Source organism: Aminobacter sp. SR38 (assembly GCF_014843375.1).
Lineage (GTDB): Bacteria > Pseudomonadota > Alphaproteobacteria > Rhizobiales > Rhizobiaceae > Aminobacter > Aminobacter ciceronei.
In genome coordinates this window covers 2,351,604-2,371,865 of sequence record NZ_CP062112.1, presented here as the reverse complement: position 1 = coordinate 2,371,865, position 20,262 = coordinate 2,351,604, and the positions used below count along the sequence as shown (strand labels likewise).

General features: G+C 60.2%; 19 protein-coding genes and 2 pseudogenes. 8 read left to right on the top strand and 13 right to left on the bottom strand.

The window, feature by feature from the left end; genetic code table 11:
• Window positions 1-365: 365 nt before the first annotated feature.
• From IG197_RS11655 to IG197_RS11640, 4 genes are all read right to left on the bottom strand, one after another.
• Window positions 366-2,147, bottom strand: a complete 1,782-nt coding sequence (locus tag IG197_RS11655) for a DUF262 domain-containing protein (RefSeq protein ID WP_192318874.1) — start codon at window positions 2,145-2,147, stop codon at window positions 366-368.
• Between the two features lie 176 nt (window positions 2,148-2,323).
• Window positions 2,324-2,542: a hypothetical protein gene (locus tag IG197_RS11650; protein ID WP_192318871.1), complete on the bottom strand. Its 219-nt coding sequence runs from the start codon at window positions 2,540-2,542 to the stop codon at window positions 2,324-2,326.
• Window positions 2,539-2,868, bottom strand: coding sequence for a DUF4357 domain-containing protein (locus tag IG197_RS36205; protein WP_246765360.1), 330 nt, complete (start codon window positions 2,866-2,868; stop codon window positions 2,539-2,541). The genes IG197_RS11650 and IG197_RS36205 overlap by 4 nt, the downstream gene beginning before the upstream one ends.
• Window positions 2,865-6,164, bottom strand: a complete 3,300-nt coding sequence (locus tag IG197_RS11640) for a TM0106 family RecB-like putative nuclease (RefSeq protein ID WP_192318868.1) — start codon at window positions 6,162-6,164, stop codon at window positions 2,865-2,867. Before IG197_RS11640 ends, IG197_RS36205 begins: the two co-directional genes overlap by 4 nt.
• Window positions 6,165-6,726: 562 nt before the next feature.
• Between IG197_RS11640 and IG197_RS11635 the strand changes: the two genes are divergently transcribed.
• From IG197_RS11635 to IG197_RS11620, 4 genes are all read left to right on the top strand, one after another.
• Window positions 6,727-7,026, top strand: a complete 300-nt coding sequence (locus IG197_RS11635) for a DUF982 domain-containing protein (RefSeq protein ID WP_192318865.1) — start codon at window positions 6,727-6,729, stop codon at window positions 7,024-7,026.
• Between the two features lie 244 nt (window positions 7,027-7,270).
• Complete coding sequence (locus IG197_RS11630) at window positions 7,271-8,119, top strand: NYN domain-containing protein (protein WP_192318862.1); 849 nt, start codon at window positions 7,271-7,273, stop codon at window positions 8,117-8,119.
• A gap of 575 nt (window positions 8,120-8,694) precedes the next feature.
• The gene (locus IG197_RS11625; protein WP_192318859.1) at window positions 8,695-9,333 is read left to right on the top strand and encodes a DUF1326 domain-containing protein; all 639 of its coding nucleotides are present in this window, start codon (window positions 8,695-8,697) and stop codon (window positions 9,331-9,333) included.
• 12 nt (window positions 9,334-9,345) lie between these two features.
• Complete coding sequence (locus IG197_RS11620) at window positions 9,346-10,209, top strand: DUF2182 domain-containing protein (protein ID WP_192318857.1); 864 nt, start codon at window positions 9,346-9,348, stop codon at window positions 10,207-10,209.
• Between the two features lie 261 nt (window positions 10,210-10,470).
• On the opposite strand, the pseudogene IG197_RS11615 reads toward IG197_RS11620, so the two are convergent.
• From IG197_RS11615 to IG197_RS11605, 3 genes and pseudogenes are all read right to left on the bottom strand, one after another.
• Window positions 10,471-10,599: pseudogene (locus IG197_RS11615) on the bottom strand (IS256 family transposase); the annotation flags it as partial.
• Between the two features lie 625 nt (window positions 10,600-11,224).
• Window positions 11,225-11,434, bottom strand: coding sequence for a hypothetical protein (locus tag IG197_RS11610; protein WP_192318856.1), 210 nt, complete (start codon window positions 11,432-11,434; stop codon window positions 11,225-11,227).
• Between the two features lie 326 nt (window positions 11,435-11,760).
• Window positions 11,761-12,003, bottom strand: a pseudogene (locus IG197_RS11605) (hypothetical protein); the annotation flags it as partial.
• A gap of 68 nt (window positions 12,004-12,071) precedes the next feature.
• On the opposite strand from IG197_RS11605, the gene IG197_RS11600 reads away from it, so the two are divergent.
• The gene (locus IG197_RS11600) at window positions 12,072-12,377 is read left to right on the top strand and encodes a hypothetical protein (RefSeq protein ID WP_192318853.1); all 306 of its coding nucleotides are present in this window, start codon (window positions 12,072-12,074) and stop codon (window positions 12,375-12,377) included.
• Between the two features lie 237 nt (window positions 12,378-12,614).
• Here the strand turns inward: IG197_RS11600 and IG197_RS11595 are convergent, their stop codons facing one another.
• Together IG197_RS11595 and IG197_RS11590 are read right to left on the bottom strand one after the other, a co-directional pair.
• Entirely contained in the window at window positions 12,615-12,782 is a 168-nt protein-coding gene (locus IG197_RS11595) for a hypothetical protein (RefSeq protein WP_157097090.1), read from the bottom strand.
• Between the two features lie 223 nt (window positions 12,783-13,005).
• A complete protein-coding gene (locus IG197_RS11590; protein ID WP_192318850.1) occupies window positions 13,006-13,254 on the bottom strand; it encodes a DUF982 domain-containing protein in 249 nt (82 codons plus the stop codon).
• Between the two features lie 341 nt (window positions 13,255-13,595).
• On the opposite strand from IG197_RS11590, the gene IG197_RS11585 reads away from it, so the two are divergent.
• A complete protein-coding gene (locus IG197_RS11585) occupies window positions 13,596-14,198 on the top strand; it encodes a 2-hydroxychromene-2-carboxylate isomerase (RefSeq protein ID WP_192318848.1) in 603 nt (200 codons plus the stop codon).
• 426 nt (window positions 14,199-14,624) lie between these two features.
• Window positions 14,625-15,833: an ABC transporter substrate-binding protein gene (locus tag IG197_RS11580; RefSeq protein ID WP_371746545.1), complete on the top strand. Its 1,209-nt coding sequence runs from the start codon at window positions 14,625-14,627 to the stop codon at window positions 15,831-15,833.
• Between the two features lie 538 nt (window positions 15,834-16,371).
• Here IG197_RS11580 and IG197_RS11575 read toward each other — a convergent pair.
• Together IG197_RS11575 and IG197_RS11570 are read right to left on the bottom strand one after the other, a co-directional pair.
• Window positions 16,372-16,557, bottom strand: coding sequence for a hypothetical protein (locus IG197_RS11575; RefSeq protein ID WP_192318843.1), 186 nt, complete (start codon window positions 16,555-16,557; stop codon window positions 16,372-16,374).
• A complete protein-coding gene (locus IG197_RS11570; RefSeq protein ID WP_246765359.1) occupies window positions 16,554-17,312 on the bottom strand; it encodes a DUF1194 domain-containing protein in 759 nt (252 codons plus the stop codon). The genes IG197_RS11575 and IG197_RS11570 overlap by 4 nt, the downstream gene beginning before the upstream one ends.
• Before the next feature lie 344 nt (window positions 17,313-17,656).
• Between IG197_RS11570 and IG197_RS11565 the strand changes: the two genes are divergently transcribed.
• Window positions 17,657-17,956: a DUF982 domain-containing protein gene (locus tag IG197_RS11565; protein WP_067961983.1), complete on the top strand. Its 300-nt coding sequence runs from the start codon at window positions 17,657-17,659 to the stop codon at window positions 17,954-17,956.
• An 18-nt stretch (window positions 17,957-17,974) separates the two neighbouring features.
• Here the strand turns inward: IG197_RS11565 and IG197_RS11560 are convergent, their stop codons facing one another.
• Both IG197_RS11560 and IG197_RS11555 read right to left on the bottom strand, forming a co-directional pair.
• On the bottom strand, window positions 17,975-18,451 hold the full coding sequence (locus IG197_RS11560; RefSeq protein WP_192318840.1) for a phage terminase small subunit P27 family: 477 nt from the start codon (window positions 18,449-18,451) through the stop codon (window positions 17,975-17,977).
• 342 nt (window positions 18,452-18,793) lie between these two features.
• On the bottom strand, window positions 18,794-20,035 hold the full coding sequence (locus IG197_RS11555) for a site-specific DNA-methyltransferase (protein WP_246765383.1): 1,242 nt from the start codon (window positions 20,033-20,035) through the stop codon (window positions 18,794-18,796).
• Window positions 20,036-20,262 lie beyond the last annotated feature (227 nt).

Sequence of the window (20,262 nt, the reverse complement as noted above, 5' to 3'; positions counted from 1 at the left end):
ATCCTGCATCGTATCCGCCGGTGGAACCGAGAGCTTCGAGGCAATAAACCCACGGCGCGATCCGGGCCGATGGTCCGCGACTTCAGCGAGGGCGCCGGTAGTGTCCGCTTTTGGGCAACGGCAAAGCTTATCTCTGCGGCCGAGATTAGGCGCAAAGCTGTCTTTCGATTTTCGCGTGCGATCCGCTCCAAGTTGAATTGGGACGTCCGGAGCGATCCAGTGCAATCCTGAAATAATGTGGGATAATGTGTGGGATGGTTATCAGGATGTTCAGAAAAATACAACAAAAACAAATGACTTCGTGAAAGGCTGGCGGAGGGAAGGGGGCTGGCGTCTAACCTTCTCCCGATGAGGCGCTGACGTGTCTAAATGTATGTTTGAGCAAAATGCTTAAGGTGCTTGTGGCGCCGCCTGATTGATTCTTCCGTCCACTGGTAGGTTCCGTCTCCGCTCTTTTCGGCAAAGACGTCGACCAGTTCATGCTCTTGTTGCAACCTCGAATTCCGATAGTGCGCCACTCTCTCGTTGAAATCTTTCTTGCCCTTGGCAGCTCCCGTCGAGCGAGTGTCGAGCACAATGTTGCCCAAGCGGTTCAGAAAGCACTTTTCGAAGGTTTGTGGCTTTTCCTCTGGGTCGGCGGGGTTCCAGACGACGAGCCGCGCCAGAATAGCAGGGGCCGAGTCCTGAGGTTGAATGTGGTCGAGGGTAAGTTGAATAGCGGGGTCGCGCTCCAGGTTTGCCGCTTCTCGCCACGAAAGCCCCTTCTCCTTGTTGCCAGTCCTAGACAGAAGATAGTTTTCGTAGCGCCATAGAAGGTACCGGCAGGTTCGGCCTTCGCCATAGAAATTCTCTTGATCGAGGTTGGCGATATATCGCTCGGGGATACGATGCCACGATCCAATTTCGATCAGCCTCGCACGCAGGTTCGCGAAGTTGCCAGAAAAGCTCTCCGCTTCCCGGCGTAGAGTGGATTCAAAGGTATCGGCCCTGAGGTTGGCAACATCCATTCGCCAGGCTAGCCTCTCCATTTCCTCCACCGCGTGCCCAAATCCGTCCAGATCCTGCTCGCGCAACCTCCATGCCTTGAGAAGTAGAGGCCAGAAAACCGCAGTTCGGCCGACAGCAAAAAGGCCACCGAGCCGCTCGAAGCTATCGCGTTCCTTGAGTAGGTCGACCACGGCTTCGAAACTGTCAGCCAAGCCGTAAGCTATAGCCTTGATCCAATCTGGGATATTGCCCACGAGTGCACCGCCGTTGAGTCTCTGCCGCACCAGTTCTTTGGGCTCGCGCCATAGCTCCTTATCTGCACCGAGATCACTCCATGACATGAAGGCGGCACAATGGTAACTCAGTACGCTGTCAGCAGCGGGTGCCAGAGGCTCGGCCTCAAAACGCTCAGCAGCGAGATAGATTCGGCCGAATGCATGCTGGACGATATCGAGATCCGTGCCTGCGTTCGGGCCAGAGTGCAGATAGATCCGATGCATCAGGAAACTCTTGAGCCGCTCGAGTTCGGTGAGTGGCTTGCCGCGGTCATTTTGGAACTCGAAAATCTGAGTTGCCTCAGCTGGCGTGTCGACCGAGTAAACGAGCACCCGGCTGTGGTAGAGAACAGTCAGCAACCGATCGACGTCCTTCAGTTCCATGGTGCTGAGCCTTTCTGTGAAGAACGCCTTTGCACACCAGAGACGGCGTTTGGACGGCGTCGAAAAATCGCCGTTGCCCGGCTTTTCGTTGCCGAGGACAAACCGCTCCAAGAATCCTTCGTCTTCCTGAACCGTGTGGAACAGGCGCTCACCTTCACTGCTAATCAATAGAGCTCGTCGGAAAGTCTCCGCTCGCGAGCGGAGGTTTTCGTCCTCCACCATCTTGGCAATGGCAGCGATGGCAAAGATCGTGGTGGTGGTCAGTCGTTGCTGGCCGTCCACCACGTCAAAGCGGTTTCTAAAGTCTCCCGGCAATCTTGCCGCCAGCAGAACAGTGCCGAGGAAGTGGCGCTTGGACTGATCTCCTTGCGGATGCTCCATCAGGTCTCGTATGAAATCCTCGCATTGCTGCTCGTCCCACGCGTAGGCACGCTGGTAGACCGGCACAGTGAAAGTATTGCTCGCAAACAGCTCTGAAAGTGTCTTTTGACCGTTTTCCATTATTTATTCTAAACTTAGCCAACGTTATTAGCGTAGACGCCGTATCGACTGGAATTTATATTTCTTCCACTAGGGTGTAACAACGAAATTACTCAATTGATTACTGTCAGACCTGATCTTTCGATACGAATGCGTCCGTCCAACGGCTTTCCCTGAAGCCTGGTACAAGCGTCTGCTCATATTCGGTCACGGTAGTCGGAAGAAATAGTGGCGGTGAGCCTCGCGTTGCTTTGGTATACCTCATCAAGATATTCGCCCCGTTCATCAATTGTCCCTCTGAAACCGCGGATCTTCCGCGCCGCAAGCGCCTTGACGTATTCGATCTCGAGCCCGCTGCCTACAACTACATCTGATTTAGCGCCCGAGTCGCTGGTATTGGTTTCGACGCTACTCACCCTAGGACGTCCTTGATCGTCTTGCGATCACTGAGCCTGCGCCAGCTTTGGGGGCCGCTGCAATTGCCATCCTTGACGGTGCCCCCGGCCACACTGGAGCTGCCGAAGAGGTGATCGCGCGAAAAGCGATACAAGTCCGGGTCGCTGTCCGGAACGAGAACCCCCTTCCGAACCAAACGGTCACGCTCCTCGCGATCCCGCTTCACGCGAGGGGAACCTTCCCGCATCGCCGTCGACCCTTCCCGGACCAGAAAGCCTTCAGCCTCGGGGCGACCATAAGCTTGAGCCTTCTGCGGACGCATCACAAACCAGTCGTTCTCACTCATGCATTTTCTCTTTCGTTCTGTGTGAATACTGGCAGGGCACAGAGCGTGTTCACCAACCGCACCTGCTCAACCGTTTCACATTTCGCTTCGCGTAGACGCGGTGCGCCAACGACCAGCGCCAGCCCCTTGGCGCGGGAGACCGCCACGTTGATGCGGTTCAGCGAGAACAGGAAGTCCATGCCGCGCGGCGTTTCCTCGGCCGATGACGCTGTCATCGAAACCAGGCAGACAGGCGCTTCCTGCCCCTGGAACTTGTCCACGGTGCCGACGCGGATGCCCTCGGGCAGTGCATCGCGGAGAGCGTTGACCTGCGCGTTGTAGGGCGCGACGACGATGATGTCGTTGGGCCGCATGGGGCGACTGGTGCCATCCTTTTCGGTCCAGATGCCTTTCAGCAGGTCGGATGCGGCGGCCGCGATGGCGGCGACTTCCTCGGGCGCGACCTGCGCGTTGCCTTCGTGCGGCACGAGCGCCCAGAAGGCCCCAGCCTCGGGGAACGGAGTGCCGGCCACGGCCTGGCGTGCGGTGTCGGTGTGGCTGGTCAGCCGCCCCTCGTAAACCTGATCCGAGATGAAGCGGCAGACGGCTGGGTGCATCCGCCGCGAAGTGGGCAGGAAGATGCCCCGGTCTGGCGGCAGAGTCGCGTGCTCACCCAGCATCCAGTCGAGGCAGGAAAGGTTCGCAGGAGCGGGATGCGCGCCCTGGATGACCTGCGGCAACTGGCGAGGGTCGCCCACCAGCACGATGTTGCGCCCGGCCCGGCCCATGGCGGCCATGTTGGCCAGGCCCACCTGTCCGGCCTCATCCACGAACAGCCAGTCGAAGGCCTGGATGTTTTCCTCGCGCGCGAAGAAGAAGGCCGTGCCGCCCACCACATGACCGCTACCCGCTGCCTCGGCATTGTCCGCGGTGCGGCGCACAGGGCAGTCATCCGGATAGCCGTCGTCATCGCCCGAAACCTTGTGCACAAGGTCGAGCGTGATCGGCAGGTCCACATCCTCGAGCGCATTCAGGCAGCCCATCAGCACGTTGCGGATCGCCTCGTGGCTGTTCGAGGCAATGCCCACCCGTGCGCCGTCGCGCACCAGCGCCAGGATCGCGCGGGCGGTCACATAGGTCTTGCCCGTTCCTGGTGGCCCCTGAATCGGCAAGGCGGTTCCATTCATGGCGGCCACTGCTGCGATTGTTCCGACAACCGGATCGGCACCGTCCAAGAGGTCAGGCTTTCCGCCGGTGGTCAGGCGCGGCGCCGCGCGGGACAACAGATCGTCGACCGCCGTGAATCGGCGCGGCCCGCATTGATCAGCGATCACATCGCGCAAGGCGGCAGCAATGATGTCGGTATTTAGAGGCCAGTCCGGGTGCAGCGTCAGGCGATCCGTCAGAAGATGAGCCTTCGCCGGACCCGCCTTAACCGTGATTTCGCGCGCAGTCCGGTCCAGCGCCTCGATGCTGACCGAGATCGGTGGCCCGTCAAACACTGGCACCGTTGCCTTCTTTCCCCCACGCAGCTTGGTCTCCTGAGGCGGAAAACGGTAGCTGCGCGCAAAGGAGCGCTTGACCGGCTCGACAGGGCCGATCGCCTCCAGCCCCGCCAGCGCATCAAGGTCGTCGATCAGATCATCCTCATCCTTGCCCACGCTGTCGAAAACCGCCCATTGCGCGGGCTTCGCTTCGCGCTTGTGGAAAAGGCCAAGGTTGCCCAGCATATCCTGCCGGTCTTGCGGCAAGCCGGATGCCGCGAGGGCCGAACGCAGCGCCTGTGTGTCGGCATCCTCCTCAACCTCCTTGGTGCCTGCGTCCTGACCGAGCGACGGCCATGGCGCTGCGGGTCGAATACCGACCAGCCAGTTCCTGAGCTCTTCGGTTGAAATGCAGTCGACGCGATTGTAGTCTTCGATCTCGTCGAGGATCTGCTGATCGCCCGTCTCGCGCCAGCGTTCATAGGCGACAACCGAGCCCCCAGCCGTCTTCACCTCGCCATCACGCTTACGGCCATAGAAGGCCTCCATCGACTTGATGGAATAGTTGGCCTCGGATCCGATCAATGCTCCGCGCACCACGGCGAACAGATCGACGAAACGTCGCTCACGCAGAAGACGATCAAGGAAGGCCTCGCCGATGCCGTATTTCGTGGTCAGCCGCCGCAGCGCGGTGATCTCATAGGCGGCGTAGTGATAGATCCGCGCATCGGGATGGGCGTCGAGCCTCGTCCGGAAGAAGGCCAGCAGGTCGGCCAGCGCCCGCGCCTCGGCCGCATGATCATGCGCCCAGAAGGTGCGGAACTGGCCGTCGCACCAGACGCCGTGCAGGTATTCAAGACCGCCCTCGTAATGCGGGTCGCCCTCGATGTCGTAGAAGAGATCGCCTGGCAGTGGCTCTGGCAGCAGGTCAAAGCCCTTGCCCAATTCGGGCGCGCGCAATTCATAGGCGGGCTCTCCCGTCTTGCGGGCGTGCTGCAGACGCGCCTGCGTGACGAGGCGCAGGCGGGTGTTTTCGGCCATGCCACGGATGGGCTGATCGAGACCCGCCAGCGTCTCCATCGTGGTGATCCCAGCCGCTTCCAGCTTCTTCACCTGCCCACGGGTGATATTGGCCACGTTAAACAGGCTATCTTCAGCCTGCCAGACCTCCGCGCAATGATCACCCCATCGGCAAAGCGCACAATCCGTGCAGGGTATAGGGCGAGTCGGCTGTGGGTCGGTCACGAAGCTTTCAAGCCGGTTTCGCGCCATCCGCGCATAGGCCGCGTAGTCGGCCAGCCGCAGCGTGGCGCGACTACGGTCGCCCAGTTCGACATGGGCAAATTCGGGTGCCACGCCCTGAATTTTAGTCAGCAGATCAGAATAGAGCACGAGTTGCAGTACATGCTTGGGATGGGGACGTCGTTTGAGCTTCGTGTCTGTGACCTCGTAGCTGAAAGCGCCCAGCGTTGACGGCTTTTCCACTCGCTCCAGAAAATCGGACCATCCTCCCCAGTTGCCCGACAAAAAGGCGCCCTGAAAGATTACGTCGGGCCCCTTCACCAGCGCCTCACGCGTTGTTGCCGCGTCACGCGCCAAATCGCTCCGATCGACCTCTATTATATGTCGCCCGTCCGCCTTGAGACGAGCTAGATGCGCCGCCTCGTGCGCGTCGCCCTGTTTTTGAAGGAGCGCGGAATCCTCGCTGTCCTCCCGTGGCCTCGGGCCAGCGCCCCGCATGTGTGCGAGATCCAGCGTCGTCGCATGCGCGCAACCCATAAAACGCATGAGATCTGATGCCGACAGCAAAGTGCGGTCGTCGAGATTCCTCATTCAAGCCCCAATTCTATCGCCCGCAGATCCCTAAGGAGTCCTCCTCGACAGACCGCGACTTCATCAATAGTTTATAACGGTGTCAATTGCTGACATGGGGGTCGGATGTCTTTTGCAAAAGCTCGGGATTTACTCCGACTTGCCCAAATTGCTGCTTCGCGACGCGGAGGTATCTGCCTCGAGGAAATCTGTACCGAGTTCGGCGTTTCCCACCGCACTGCACAGCGAATGACCGAGGCGCTGGACGCCACGTTCGCCAATGTCACAACTACGGACGCGGAGGACCGTCGACGTTACTGGCGACTGGAAGCGTTTCCGTCCGAGCAACTGCAACCGCGGCAGGAAACCACTATAGAGGCGTTGGAGATCGCCGCGCGTACAGCCCGACCTGAAGGCTCTGGTTCGCTTGTCTGGTGTCGAGCAAGGCACCGAGAATTGAGCCTGCTCCAGCCGCGTTCCTTGCCCAAGCGGTCCGCCGTTGCCACGCTTTTGCCGCAATGACGCAACGGAATATGAAATCACGCGCTTACCCAAAAAAAGCCCCAAGAAATCGGAGGAAACCATGGAGTCCGACGCCCTCGGCCGCCCGCTGTATGTCAGGGACGGCCTCCGCATCATCCGCGAAATCGAATGCCTCTCAGACGCACTCGCTTTTCTGCGCGATTGGCCGGAAACCCGGCGCGGCCCTATTTACCACTCCGCCCTTCGCGCCTGTCGGGCGGCGCAGGCCGGCCAGTTGCACCTCGACGGCGCACGCAACGCCATGCAGTGTTTCGCCCGCTCCGTCGGCATCCTGGAGGTTGCCCCGGTGTCGATCGAACCGTGGATGGTCGCACCCAGGTCTGGCCGCATGCCGATCTGATCATTCTACCCTTTGCGCCTATCGCCGCGGCTTCAGATAGGCGTCGGCTGGCCGGGAGACGGGAAGCCCGAACTCCCACGGCATTGGAGCAGGTGCACGTTTGATGCTGACGCGACTGCGCGCTACCGGCGACAGGCCGAGTTCGGCTATCCTACCGCCCGCAACTTAGTGAAACTGCTGTCCGCGATTTAGCGGAACGACTATCCTGTTTCTTGCGAAATGCGCACCCAAGGTAAAGAAGAAGATGGATACCTACCAGCCCGCAACCCCGGTCCCTGACCGGCGTATCGCCCTGCTGATTGACGCTGACAACGTCTCACATGGCAAGATTGGGTCGATCGTAGCGGAGCTGTCAAAATATGGCACTGCCAACATCCGGCGTGCATATGGCGACTGGGCAAGCGCCGAGTTGAAGGGTTGGAAAGGCAAACTTCACGAATTTGCCATCCGGCCGATCCAGCAGTTCAGCTATTCCGCAGGTAAGAATGCCACCGATATCGCCTTGGTCATCGATGCGATGGAGCTGTTATATACACAGAAGCTCGATGCCTTTTGCATTGCCTCGAGTGACGCTGATTTCACGCCGCTGGTTATGCAGCTTAAGGCAAATGGGCACGACGTCTATGGCTTTGGCGAGCGTAAGACGCCCGACCCCTTCGTGAATGCGTGCACCACTTTTCTATACCTCGACGGCCTTGATGACGCATCCGCTCCTGCAAATAGCACGGATGCGGCGCTAATATCCAAGCCAAAGCTGAAGGCAGACGCCAAAGCCACCGCTAAGGCGAAAAGCAACGATTCCGCCGCGACACCAATTTCCACAAAGCTCCTCTCGCAGGACACAAAGCTGGTCACAGTCTTACGTGGCGGTGTGGAGGCGGCAGCGCGTGAAGACGGCTGGGCTCTAATGTCGGCGGCAGGCAGTGCGGCAAAGCGCCAAGCCCCAATCGATCCGAGGAATTACGGAGTGAAGAACTTTCCTGCTTTGTTTGAAGCGACCGGCCTGTTTGAAATAATCAAGGTAGACGGTGGTCAAAGCTATATTGCTGACAGACGTAATCGGGATCGTTCCTCGCGCCCGATGCAACACTGAAACCGTCAAGTGGTCTGGCCCCTGGAACTGGCCCTCCATTATCCAGATGCACTGCCATGGGAACCAACGTAGTCCCGCCACCTGGATGGTTAGGTCAGAGGCTGCCACACGCTATCGCCGCGGCTTCAGAGTGTCCGAAAAAACCGGCAGCAGGCCAGCATGGTATTGACGAGCAAGCTGGCGATTGCGGCTCGACCTCGGAACTAGAGGAGTTGCGGGCGTGTCGCCCTCCAGAAGGAACGCGGCTTTTCCTTGGGGCGTGAGGGCGCAAAGCGGACTTCGGGAACACGAACTTCTGAGCCATCGGCGGCGGCCGAGCACTGCGTGGGGAGCGCGTCCGCCCGCCCCTCGACAAGGCCTGCTCGCTCGGCAGTTCTTGGGCTTGTTGTTTCCCGTAGCCGCTCTGTCAGAAAAGCAATGCTGGCATGTGGCGGCCGGGTTCTGTTGAGGCCAGTTGCCGGGCACAACCGGTGACCTATGGCCGGCTGGTCAGCCTATCAGCGAACGACCGGACTGCTGGATTGTGACCCGGCATCGGCGTATAGTGTGGCCTTGGATTTCCAGGAGGGACGGCAATGAATGCAGTGCCTCAATGGCGGCTCGCAGGCGACTGGTTCGACATCTGCAGTTGCGACATCCCTTGCCCTTGCGAGTTTGCACAGCGGCCGACGGGCAATCACTGCCAAGGCGTGCTGGCTTGGCATGTGCGTGAAGGTCAATACGGCGGCGTGATGCTCGACGGCCTGACGCTCGTCGCACTCGGCGAGTTCGAAGGCAATCTTTGGGCTGGCGAGGCCAAGGCCGTGATGGGCATGTACATTGACGAGAAGGCGAACGAGCAGCAGCGCGAAGCCCTGCAGGCGATCTTCGGCGGCCAGGCCGGCGGCTGGCCGGCGGGCTTTGCGGCCAATATAGGTGAGATGCGTGGCATGGAGTTCGTGCCGATCAGTTTTGAGGTAGCAGGCGACCTCGCCACGTGGCGGGTCGAAATTCCCGGCCGCGTCGTCGGACGCGCAGAAGCGCTTTCCGGTCCAACCACACCGCCCGGCAAGCGGGTACAGACGATCAACCCGCCTGGCTCGGAGGTTGGCCCGGGCCAGGTTGCCACCTGGGGGCGGTCCGTAGAAGTGAGCACGAAAGGCTTCGGGCTCGACTGGACGGGCACGGCCCGCTCGAGCAAGCACATTCCGTTCGACTGGACCGGCCCCAACTAGGGCGGCGCGCCATTGGCTGACGCGTTCCCCAGGAAATGGTGGCATCTCAATCGGCATCTCCGTGGCTTGCCGCTGGGTCTCCTTGCATCGCTCGCTTTGCTGACAGCGACGGCATGGGCGCTCATCCTCTATCAGACCTTCAGCATGGACATGCCCATGGGCATCGCCATGCGCGGCGGGACGGAGGGTATGGAAGGGATGGCCGGCATGGCTATGTCCGGAATGGCTGCCAACGGCTGGTCAGTTGCCGGCGCTGCCACCTTTCTCGCGGTGTGGACTCTGATGATGGCAGCTATGATGCTGCCGGCCACCGCGCCCATGATCTTTATGTTCGCGACGGCACAGGCGAAACGCGAACGGCATGTGGCCATCCCGACATGGATCTTCGTCGCGGGCTACATGCTCGTCTGGGCGGCGGCAGGCCTTCTCGTGTATGTTTCAGTCCAGTTCGGCAGCGAGTTGGCGACGAGCCTCGATCCGCCTCAGCGGTCTAGATGGGCGCCGCTCGCGCTCGGTGCCACGCTTGGCATCGCCGGGCTCTACCAGTTCACGTCCCTCAAGCACATTTGCCTGAGCCATTGCCGTTCGCCGCTCGCGTTCGTCGCGCAGTACTGGCGCGACGGCCGGGTTGGCGCGCTAGAGATGGGACTACGCCATGGCGTCTATTGCTTTGGGTGTTGCTGGGCGCTGTTTGCCGTGCTGGTTGCGGCCGGCATCATGAGCGTCGCCTGGATGCTGCTTCTGACGCTGGTCGTCTTCATCGAGAAGCTGCTGCCGCGTGGCCGCCGCTTCGAAGGTGCTTTGGGCATTGCGCTGGTGGGTCTCGGGATCGTTGTATCGCTCGGGGCGATTGAGATGCCTTGGGTGAGTGACTAGGGGCATCCCCCGCGCCAAGGGCGCTCGCTTCTCAATCGATAAGGTGGTGACGCCCATGCCGAAAAGCGAATGATTAGATATAAAGATCGTGGCCCACGGAATGGTGTAGCTGACGGCATTGGTCGCCGAGCTTTCCGGCCTGGGCCGGGCTGATCAGCGCGCCACGGCTGGCAGGCTGATAAGCGGATCGCTCATCGCTCATCTGGCCGATGCACCGCGCTTTGCCACGAGGTCGCCCGCGCACAGGGAGCGTGTCGACACATCCGTCGAATGCTTGGCGCGGTGCTCCTTCGGGAATGTCATGTAGGCGAGCACATCCGGCTCGGCGTCGTCGAGGATGGCGGCGAGCTTCGGCACCTTGGGCCGGATCCGGTCGGCGACGGCTCGCCACGCTACAGCGCTGTCAACCGCGCGCGCGAGCGACTTCATCATTGCCGTGCTACACCAACCGCCGAAGCAGGTCATCGACATCGAAGAACCCATACATCGGAGGGTGGCGCGCTACCAGGCCCGCCTTGGGGCGCCCGGTATCTGTTTCAGCGGTCGTGCCTGTCGCGGTCAGGTCGAGGTGGGCTGGATCGCGCCTTGAGCATAAGCCAAGGCAAGCCTATAGCCAAGGCAAGCCTATCGCCGCGGCTTGAGATAGGCATCGGCAGGCCGGGAGACGGGAAGCCCGAACTCCCACGGCTTTGGACCGGGTGTCCGTTTGATGCTGACGCGGCCGCGCGACACCAGGTATTTGTGCATCACCTCCAAGCTGCTTGTTGGCGATCGCCAGCCAAGGACTTTGCTGGATGCACCCAACAAAGGTCCGACGGCCGCGGAGTTACTCCGAGCGGGTCTGCCGTGTACCCTCCGGTAGGTCCTTTAGTTTGTAACCGCTCCTGGGGTTGCCAGGATTAAGTATCCTGATAGATTAGCATACGCTAACTGAACAATTGGGCAGATGCATCCCCGCTTTGGCTTCGGCCGGCGGGGCTTTTTTTAGCGGAATTACCGAAGGATCGGCGCAGACTCAGCGCTGTAGGCAATCGTCGCAGAGCCCGAATTTCCACGCCGCGGCTGTGATGCCATTGAACCGGCCGCGGCAATGGATGCACTCCAGATTGCCTTCTTGTTCCCGCTTGGCCGGTGATAGCAATTTTTCAATCGCGAAATACGTGTCGCGCCGGCGCTGCAGGGCATTCCGGGCTTCGCGCTCAGTTAGAAATACTTGCTTTCCCATTGCAATATCCCCGACCTCCTTTGCTTCCCCCTTTTCACTTACTCATTATGTGAGAGTGGTGGTCAAGTAGATCATTGGATAGAACCCAACGAGGGCTTGGGCATCTGTGCATCAGCTCATGGCGGGATGAGTTAGCATCGAACAGCAGCGCGCAGCTCAATCCACAAGCGCCGCCGCAAGAAACTACTTGTTGGACGTCCTCTGCGGCGGGCCAGCCCGGGACAAATCTGGGCGCGCATCCGCGGCTCATGAGACATCTCTTCTTCTGGCGACAGCTGACCATTGTGCCCTACGAAGGGGGCAACGCGGACGTCATTCGCCAGGAGTTAGGGTGCGATGTCCAGCGCCGGAAGCGACCTAACGATCTTCACGGTCTCGAGGCTGACCGTGATGACACGCTGGAACAGTTCCAGCGGATAGGCTGGGTTACTACCGGCCGTCTCGATTGCATAGCGATTGGCGTCGTTGACGATGACACTGGCCTTGTCGGCCTTTACGCATTGGCGCTCCATCACCCATTCGAACGCATAGGCCTCCAGCGGGATACCGGTCATGTTGATGTTGGCGTTGAGGGGTCTTCAAGAAATTCACTTCCGTGATAACTTTCCGGTAGAGAACGGGCGGGGAGGCAACCTTGATGGCACAGGCGGATCTGGAATTGCGCCATAAGGACGCGAACAACGCGCTGCTTCTGGTGTTACACGAATGTGCCCTGATGACGATTGAGATCGCCGCTGAAAATGCAGCCCATGCAGCAGCAGCCATCGTCGCTGTCAACATCCGCGATTGCGGTAAGGCCAAGCTTGAGAATCGAGAAATCGCCGACCTTGCATTCCGGCTCGCCGCGCAGGTTCGCCCTGGCGACGATATCCGAGCAAGGCAGATCAAACGCGTCCTCACCCATCTGACAAAGGCCGATCAATGGGAGGCAAAACTCAGGTGACCGACAGCGTTCCTCCAGCGGAGCGCAACGCGACGCAGCGACAACCAGCCCGGCAAACCCTTTCTCGACGACCCCGCGCACCGCGTAGCAGATCTTGTCCCACCTGCCAGCGATGAGTGAAATCCAAGGTCGGTCTATGACCGGGTCTTGTTCGTTCGCACGGCTTGCGAAGCGGCAACCTTCATTGCAATCCGATCATGTCCCGGGGCGGGTCTTTTCGCGCTGGACGAGCAGCCATCACTGCATGTGCCACTGCGACAGGGTCACCGCAATCTGGAGCGCTTCGGCGATGGCAAGGGCGATTTGGCCGGCGAGATCAAAGTGGCCGGCATCTTCCGCCATGGACTGAGCTGCCGTCAGCAGTGAAATGATGTCTTCAACGGAGATTGCGTGGCTCTGCATCATGTCTGGCTCGCATCTGGTTGAGCAATGATCATGCGTGCAGGCTATCAGAGCCATATGCCAACCGGGTAAACATGCTCGGCATAATTGTATCGATCTCGCGCTTCGCGCATGCGCTCATCATCCACGCCATCATCGTGTGCGTGCACCGGTAGATACCTGCCTGGCTCCAGCCATTCGCGGATGATACGCAGAGCAGATTCCCGACCCATCTATTATCGCCGGATTACAGTTCCAGAAGGACCTTCGCCTCTTTGCACGCAGCGACGAAATACCTGCGGGCGTAGCTCGGGGGCTTGGTTCCCCGGATGACCCCAAGGCAGGCTGCCATTGCCTTGGTGCGGCGCGGGGTTTCTTCTGCCGGCCACTCTCGGAGGAGAATTGCGGCCGCATCCTTCACACCCAACACCAGCCTGTCTCGATCGATCCGACCCAACTGGATTCGAACCGGCTCCTTAAACTGCCCCTTCGCCATTGAGGCGTTTTGCTATGGGGACATACAAACGTCAAACGTTCATTTCGGCTTGCTGCCCAGGTGCATTTTTCACCAGGAAGCCTGGCTGTCCTCATCATCGTCGAGGGGTCAGGGAACTTGGTAGGCGCCAGGCCCCGCATCCTATAGCCCCATGATGCCTGTTCGAAGCTAGGTTCGGATATGGCCAGCACCTTTGCCACGTTGGCGGCCATCCTGTTGGCCAAGTCGCCTTGCTCCTGTAGCGTGGTTTTCCAAGCTAGGCATGCCTGCTGCACCTGCCATTGTCTTCTTGGCGACTGATGAAAAGATATCAAACGTTGTTCGACAGGGAGAAGCGTCCCATGATCGAGTTCTGGTTCTCTATAGGCAGTACGTACAGCTATTTGTCGGTCATGCGACTGACACATGTCGCGGCAGAAACCGGAATACGCTTCCGCTGGCGACCCTTCAACGTCCGCGCCATCATGATCGAGATGGACAATGTTCCTTTCGCAAGGAAGCCTGTGAAAGCCGCCTATATGTGGCGGGATGTTGAACGACGCGCAGCCCTCTATGGTCTGAGGCCGAAGCTGCCAGCACCGTACCCCCTCTCCGAACTGGAACGCGCAAATCGCGTCGCTATCATCGCCGCCGCCGAAGGCTGGTGCCCGGCCTATGCGCAGGAGACCTACCGACGGTGGTTCGAAGCTGGGGAGCCTGCCGGCAGTGAGCCCAATCTTTCCGCCAGTATTAATGCTGCTGGGCAAGATGCGGAGCGTGTGCTGCGGCTCGCTGATTCCGACAGGGGGAAGTCCGATCTTGCCGAAGCCACGGAGCAGGCCAAGGCCTTCGGCATCTTCGGCTCGCCAAGTTTCGTCGTCGACGGCGAATTGTTCTGGGGCGACGATCGGCTCGATGACGCGGTTCGCTGGTTACAACACCTCGAAAGTGGCCCACCGGACTGACATCGACCAGTCGCAGGTTCGCGGCGGGCCTGCCGCTTAGTTATCAGAGCCACGCGCCGTGATGCTGGCCATGGCCGGTGCTTGCCGCACGCAAGCTGGGCATGGAGACGGCCGGCGATCGTGCCAATGGGCCTTCGAAAACGCAACGCCTGGATTGCGGCTCTCTCTGGCTGCGAATTCGCTCCGGCCGTCAGTTCCGAGGAGCGGACGCGCGCATATCGCGCAGCCCGCCAACGTGCCATAATGGGTCAGAGGACAATGCGAACCCGCTGCTCGCTCCCACCTTCAAAACCGCGATCGATGCCAAGAAGGTTCGACGCGGAGAATCTTGCATCGAACGCAAGTCGATGAAGGAAACGAACCATGAAACATGGATCAAGAGACGAACACACAACGAGGGTTGAACCTGCCGCTGGTCAGCGACCGATAAGTCGTCGCGACGCGCTCAAGGCAGCCGGTCTGGCTGGAGCCGTTCTGTCAACGGGTGCCGTGTCGGTTTGCGATGCCCTAGCATCCGCCGACGCGATGGAAGACATGGTTGCGGCCGCCAGGGCAGAAGGGCAGCTTACCGTCATGGCATTGCCGCGCGACTGGGGCGGATACGGCGTCGTGATAGACAGGTTCAAGGCGAAATACGGTCTGACAATCAACGAATTCCAGCCCCATGCCAGCTCAGCGCGTCAGATTGAGGCGATAAAGACTCGGCGAGGCAAGACGGTCCCGGGAACCCCTGATGTAGTCGATCTTGGCATGTCCTTTGCTTCGTCGGCAAAGGGGGAGGGCTTATTGCAGCCGTACAAAGCATCAACGTGGGACACGATCCCGGAAACGGCCAAGGATTCGCAAGGGTATTGGTGTGGCGGCTATCACGGGGTCCTTGCGTTCGAGGTCAACGCTGATCTAGTCACCAAAATGCCACGGGACTGGGCGGATTTGGCTGCGCCGGAATATAGAAACTCGGTTGCCCTCGCCGGCAATATTTCTTCAAACCAAGCGGTCCAGAGCGTGTTCGCCGCAGGCCTGTCGGCGGCGAAAGGCAACGTCGAAGAAGCCGCTGATCAAGGTTTGAAGTTCTTCGGCGATCTCCGTGAGAAGGGCAATTTCGTTCCCATCGTCGGCGATGCCAACTCGCTTGCTGACGGACGCACGCCAATCCTCATTCGCTGGGATTACCTCGCGCTGGGTGACCGTGACCGCCTGAAAGGGTCAACGAAGATCGAAGTCATCAGGCCGAAGACCGGTGTTGTTGCGGCAGTCTATGTCCAGGCAATCAGCGCCGATGCTCCACACCCGAATGCCGCGAAGCTGTGGATGGAGTATCTCTATTCAGACGAGGCGCAGCTAGCCTGGCTGAAAGGCCACTGCTTTCCGATCCGGATTGCAGACCTCGTGCGCAATGGAACGGTCCCAATCGATTGGCGCGAAAGGCTCGGACATCTCGACCACGATGGGTACGATGTCGACCCGTTGTTCCCATCACTCAAGGATCAGGAGAAGGCGAAAGACATCATTACCAATGGTTGGGATGACATCGTTGGCGTAAAGATACAGTGCCTGCCTCCTGAGGATTACCTCGGTCCGATGTCCTTCAACAACATGGCTGACGAAGCGCTGGTTCCTCAGCGAGCAATTTGACGTCAGCCGTCCAAATACGTTGTCATGTGCCCCTTTGCCAGTCCGGGTTGTAGACGGTTGAATTGGCTTTGAAAGCAAAGGAGCCCGAGCATCAGGTCCTACTTCTCGCGGCGGTCGCGTCGAACCACCGCGGAGCCGGCAACCGCCCCGTTGTTGGCCCTCGGAATTGACCCGAGCGCCTGTCTCTCAGGGGTCTTCCTCCACGGCCACCCAACAAATCCCCGCCAAATGGGCGCGGGCGAGCAACTTCGCCCTGTCGGCCAACACCACGACGACGCGCATCGTCGACGAACCAGCTCGTTGTGTCGATGACGAAGAACGGAGCCAGATTCCCCGGCGTCGGGAAGTTCGACAATGAAACGGTGTGGACAGCGTCAACGCATATCCGCGATCCTCGAGGTCACGCCTGGCGGCTATTTCGAGATCACCGCCTTCTTGACGAACTCCCGCGGCCTGAAGGGTGGCAACACAACGTGGGCAAACGTCGAGGAAGTCAGGTTCCAACGGGAGGATGACGACGCCGAACGGCGTTGGAACCTCAGGGCAGTCCCCAAGCCCGCCTGTGCTGGCGGTCGAGGTTCTCCAGGATGTCGAGTAGGCCATCGGCCTCGTCGAGCAATAGACCGATCAGCCCCCCGTCACGCTCGACAGGCAGGCCGGAGAATATGTCGACGATCCGCCAAAGACCGTCAGTTTCCTGCTGGACTTCATAGCGATGGGTCATAAGCGTGGACTGTAGGATGGGTCGGAAGGATTTGACAGAACTTCATCGATTGGGTCGGCCGCGCTTATCTCCCTTACCAGTTTCTGGCGCAAAGCCGATGCATAGACGCCCGGACTGGCAAGGGGCATGACAAACGCATTTGGACCGCCAATGACGTTGTCGGCGAAATATTGAGAGAGATCGATCCGAATACCAGGCATGGCATATGGAAGTGCAATCACGTTGATCGTGCACCCCGCTGCTATCGCCCTTAGTCGGCTTTGCTCGACTGGCAATCCATCATTGTTGATGCCATTGGCCGAGATGTCGATGATCTTGTTGGCCGGATTTCCGGTGTAACTCCTGAAGAGCGTGACGCTCCCGTCGATGGCAAAGGAAAGAGAGGTTTGGCAAATGGATTCGCAGCCGAGCCCCTTGTTGCCGCCGTTGCGGATCGCAGATGCCGCTGTATGTGCATCGTCTGCCCCGCAGATATGGGTCCAAGGGATCACAGAGCGCATCTGGCCGTAACTCGACCACTCGACGTAGGTGATCGCAATGCAGCCGGTGCGGCTGCGATTGATCGCTGCAAGGACTGCTTGCGAAGAAATTGCTGCGGCATGACCCTCGCGCTGCAGGTAGGCAGTGGCGGGATCGACCGATCCATAGACATCGACCGCAAAGACGATTGCGGTGTCGACTTCGGTGGCATGAGCTTGTGAGGCGCAACAGATCAAGGCTGCGCAGATCGCCATTTGTCCGGCAGGGGAATTCATGACTATAGCTGCGCCTCTCCGAGGGACAGTCAGCATTCCCTGGCTGGAGTGACCGTGGGTGCAATCCTTGGATGGGTGGCAATGCTACACCCCGCCTCGGCCTCCCAACAGACGACCAAACGAGCTAACACTTTCGGCCTTGTCACTTGACGGATCCATAGTGCGCAAAACCTGAAGGCTCTGGTTCGCTTGTCTGGTGTCGAGCAAGGCACCGAGAATTGAGCCTGCTCCAGCCGCGTTCCTTGCCCAAGCGGTCCGCCGTTGCCACGCTTTTGCCGCAATGACGCTACGGAATACGAAGTCACGCGCTTGCCCAAAAAAGCCCCAAGAAATCGGAGGAAACCATGGAGTCCGACGCGCTCGGTCGCCCGCTGTATGTCAGAGACGGCCTCCGCATCATCCGCGAAATCGAATGCCTTTCAGACGCGCTCGCTTTTCTGCGCGATTGGCCGGAAACCCGGCGCGGCCCTATTTACCACTCCGCCGTTCGCGCCTGTCGGGCGGCGCAGGCCGGCCAGTTGCACCTCGACGGCGCACGCAACGCCATGCAGTGCTTCGCCCGCTCCGTCGGCATCCTGGAGGTTGCCCCAGTGTCGATCGAACCGTGGATGGTCGCACCCAGGTCTGGCCGCATGCCGATCTGATCATTCTACCCTTTGCGCCTATCGCCGCGGCTTCAGATAGGCATCTGCAGGCCGGGAGACGGGAAGCCCGAACTCCCATGGCTTTGGACCAGGTGTACGCTTGATGCTGACGCGGCTGCGCGACACCGGCGACAGGCCGAGCTCGGCCATATACTTGTGCATGATCTCGAGTTGCTTGTTGGCAATCGCCAGCCAGGGGCTCTGCTGGATGTAGCCGGAAGGCAGTTTGATCAGCAGCGGGGTCTCGGCGAGCTTTCTCTCCGCCTCGACCCAGCGGCCATAGGCCTGACAGTAGGCGGCTAGTGCGGCCCGATCGCCCTCGCCTATAATGCCGCGCGCAAACAGATGCTGGGCGAGGCGCTTCCATTCGGCCTTGGCACTTGGGTTGAGGTGAGCCGGGCAGGTGGGCGCCTTTGGGCCGGCATCGCTGGCGCCATCGGCATTGCCACCCTCGATGACCCTCAGCTTTGTGGGTTTCGGTTTGCGTCCGCGCATCAATGCCTCCTGGTCAGTCGTTGCTGCAGGCGCCTGACGCGCATCCCCTGGTCCAATCTCCGCTGCTCCTCCAGATGCTTGAACATGGGCGCATCCTCCCCGGAGTTACCCCCGAGTTTGTCGACTGGAATGGGGCAGATGCCGCGGTCGGCATGGGTGCTAAGCCGCCATTTTGTTTGGAAGTTCTGGATTTATCCACGCTGAGATACCCCCTTGCCAATTTCTGGATAGTGCGAACGGAGTAGCGGACCGGTCTGCAGGCCCAATCCCTGTAGAGATTATGACCGCCCCCCCCCGGGGGGTATCGGCAGCCGGCTCGGGAACATGCCTGGAGGCGCCACGTCATTGAGCCCCAGCACTGCGTTCGGCCATCACCTCGGCGAAGCTGCGGCCGTCGCTGTCCAGCCGCGCTTGCTCGCCGGTAAAGTCCTGCCAACGGGTGATGGCAACGTCGACGTAGACAGGATCGAGCTCGATGGCATGGCAACAACGCCCGGTCATTTCGGCGGCGATGATGGTTGTTCCGGAGCCGCAGAACGGTTCATACACCGCCTGACCCGGCGAGGAGTTGTTCTCGATCGGTCGGCGCATGCATTCGACAGGCTTTTGGGTGCCGTGGCCTGTTGCCGACTTGCGGTGCGGGATCTGCCACACCGTGGTCTGCTTGCGATCGCCACTCCAATGGCCCTTGCAGCCCTTCCTGACCGCGTACCAGGCGGGCTCGTGTTGCCAGTGATAATCGCCACGCCCGATCACCAGCCGGGTCTTGTCCCAGATGATCTGGGAGCGCACGATAAAACCGCTGGCCTCGAGGCTTGCGGCCACGACCGCGGCGTGCAACGCGCCATGCCAGACATAGGCGACATCGCCCGGAAACAGCGCCCAGGTCTCGCGCCAGTCGGCGCGGTCATCATTAAGCACCTTGCCCTTGGCCAGGTTGTTGCCGTCGCCGAAGCGCCCGCGCCAGGTCGGGTCATAGCTGACGCCATAGGGGGGATCCGACACCAGCAGATGGGGTTTGACGCCATTCAGCACCCGATCGACATCCTCGGCGCAGGTGCTGTCGCCGCAGATGAGCCGATGCTTGCCCAATAGCCAGATATCGCCCAAAACACTCGTCGACTGTGCCGGCACTTCCGGGATGGCGTCGGGATCGGTGAGGCCACTTGTGCCGAGGCTCTTCAGCGCGGCGAGCTCGGTCTCGTCGAAGCCGGTGAGGGCGACATCGAAGCCAAGGGCCTCCAGTTCGCCGATTTCCAGGCCGAGCAGTTCGACGTCCCAGCCGGCATTCAGTGCCATCTTGTTGTCGGCAATGATGTAGGCCCGCTTCTGCGCCTCGCTCAGGCCGGCGAGCTCAATCACCGGCACCTCGCTGAACCCGAGTTTGCGCGCAGCAAGCAGCCGGCCGTGACCGGCGATGATGCCGTTGTCACCGTCTACCAGGATCGGGTTGGTCCAACCGAACTCGCGGATCGATGCGGCAATCTGCGCCACCTGGGTTTCGGAGTGCGTACGGGCATTGCGGGCGTAGGGGATCAGAGCCGCGGCAGGACGGCACTCCACTGCAAGGCGAAGAGAGCCCAGTCGGAGAGCAGCACGCGACGCCACAAGCGTCGAGCCGCTGTGAGGGTCGCCGGGCGATACAGGTTCATCGACATGATCTTCAGCGTTCCGTTGCATGAAAGAAGCTCTCGAAAATGGACCAGGGTCTGGGTTCGTGGATTGCAGCATGGCAGGTAAGTAACTGTAATCACGTCAGTTTTTACCAAACCTGCGCTGGAGTGCGCGCGGCTTGGATAGGCTTGTCCGGC

Bases quoted from the DNA above. Each gene is read 5' to 3' on its own strand.
- IG197_RS11655 (WP_192318874.1), bottom strand. From the start codon at position 2,147: ATGGAAAACGGTCAAAAGACACTTTCAGAGCTGTTTGCGAGCAATACT.
- IG197_RS36205 (WP_246765360.1), bottom strand. From the start codon at position 2,868: ATGAGTGAGAACGACTGGTTTGTGATGCGTCCGCAGAAGGCTCAAGCT.
- IG197_RS11640 (WP_192318868.1), bottom strand. From the start codon at position 6,164: ATGAGGAATCTCGACGACCGCACTTTGCTGTCGGCATCAGATCTCATG.
- IG197_RS11635 (WP_192318865.1), top strand. From the start codon at position 6,727: ATGGAGTCCGACGCCCTCGGCCGCCCGCTGTATGTCAGGGACGGCCTC.
- IG197_RS11630 (WP_192318862.1), top strand. From the start codon at position 7,271: ATGGATACCTACCAGCCCGCAACCCCGGTCCCTGACCGGCGTATCGCC.
- IG197_RS11625 (WP_192318859.1), top strand. From the start codon at position 8,695: ATGAATGCAGTGCCTCAATGGCGGCTCGCAGGCGACTGGTTCGACATC.
- IG197_RS11610 (WP_192318856.1), bottom strand. From the start codon at position 11,434: ATGGGAAAGCAAGTATTTCTAACTGAGCGCGAAGCCCGGAATGCCCTG.
- IG197_RS11600 (WP_192318853.1), top strand. From the start codon at position 12,072: ATGGCACAGGCGGATCTGGAATTGCGCCATAAGGACGCGAACAACGCG.
- IG197_RS11595 (WP_157097090.1), bottom strand. From the start codon at position 12,782: ATGATGCAGAGCCACGCAATCTCCGTTGAAGACATCATTTCACTGCTG.
- IG197_RS11590 (WP_192318850.1), bottom strand. From the start codon at position 13,254: ATGGCGAAGGGGCAGTTTAAGGAGCCGGTTCGAATCCAGTTGGGTCGG.
- IG197_RS11585 (WP_192318848.1), top strand. From the start codon at position 13,596: ATGATCGAGTTCTGGTTCTCTATAGGCAGTACGTACAGCTATTTGTCG.
- IG197_RS11575 (WP_192318843.1), bottom strand. From the start codon at position 16,557: ATGACCCATCGCTATGAAGTCCAGCAGGAAACTGACGGTCTTTGGCGG.
- IG197_RS11570 (WP_246765359.1), bottom strand. From the start codon at position 17,312: ATGAATTCCCCTGCCGGACAAATGGCGATCTGCGCAGCCTTGATCTGT.
- IG197_RS11565 (WP_067961983.1), top strand. From the start codon at position 17,657: ATGGAGTCCGACGCGCTCGGTCGCCCGCTGTATGTCAGAGACGGCCTC.
- IG197_RS11560 (WP_192318840.1), bottom strand. From the start codon at position 18,451: ATGCGCGGACGCAAACCGAAACCCACAAAGCTGAGGGTCATCGAGGGT.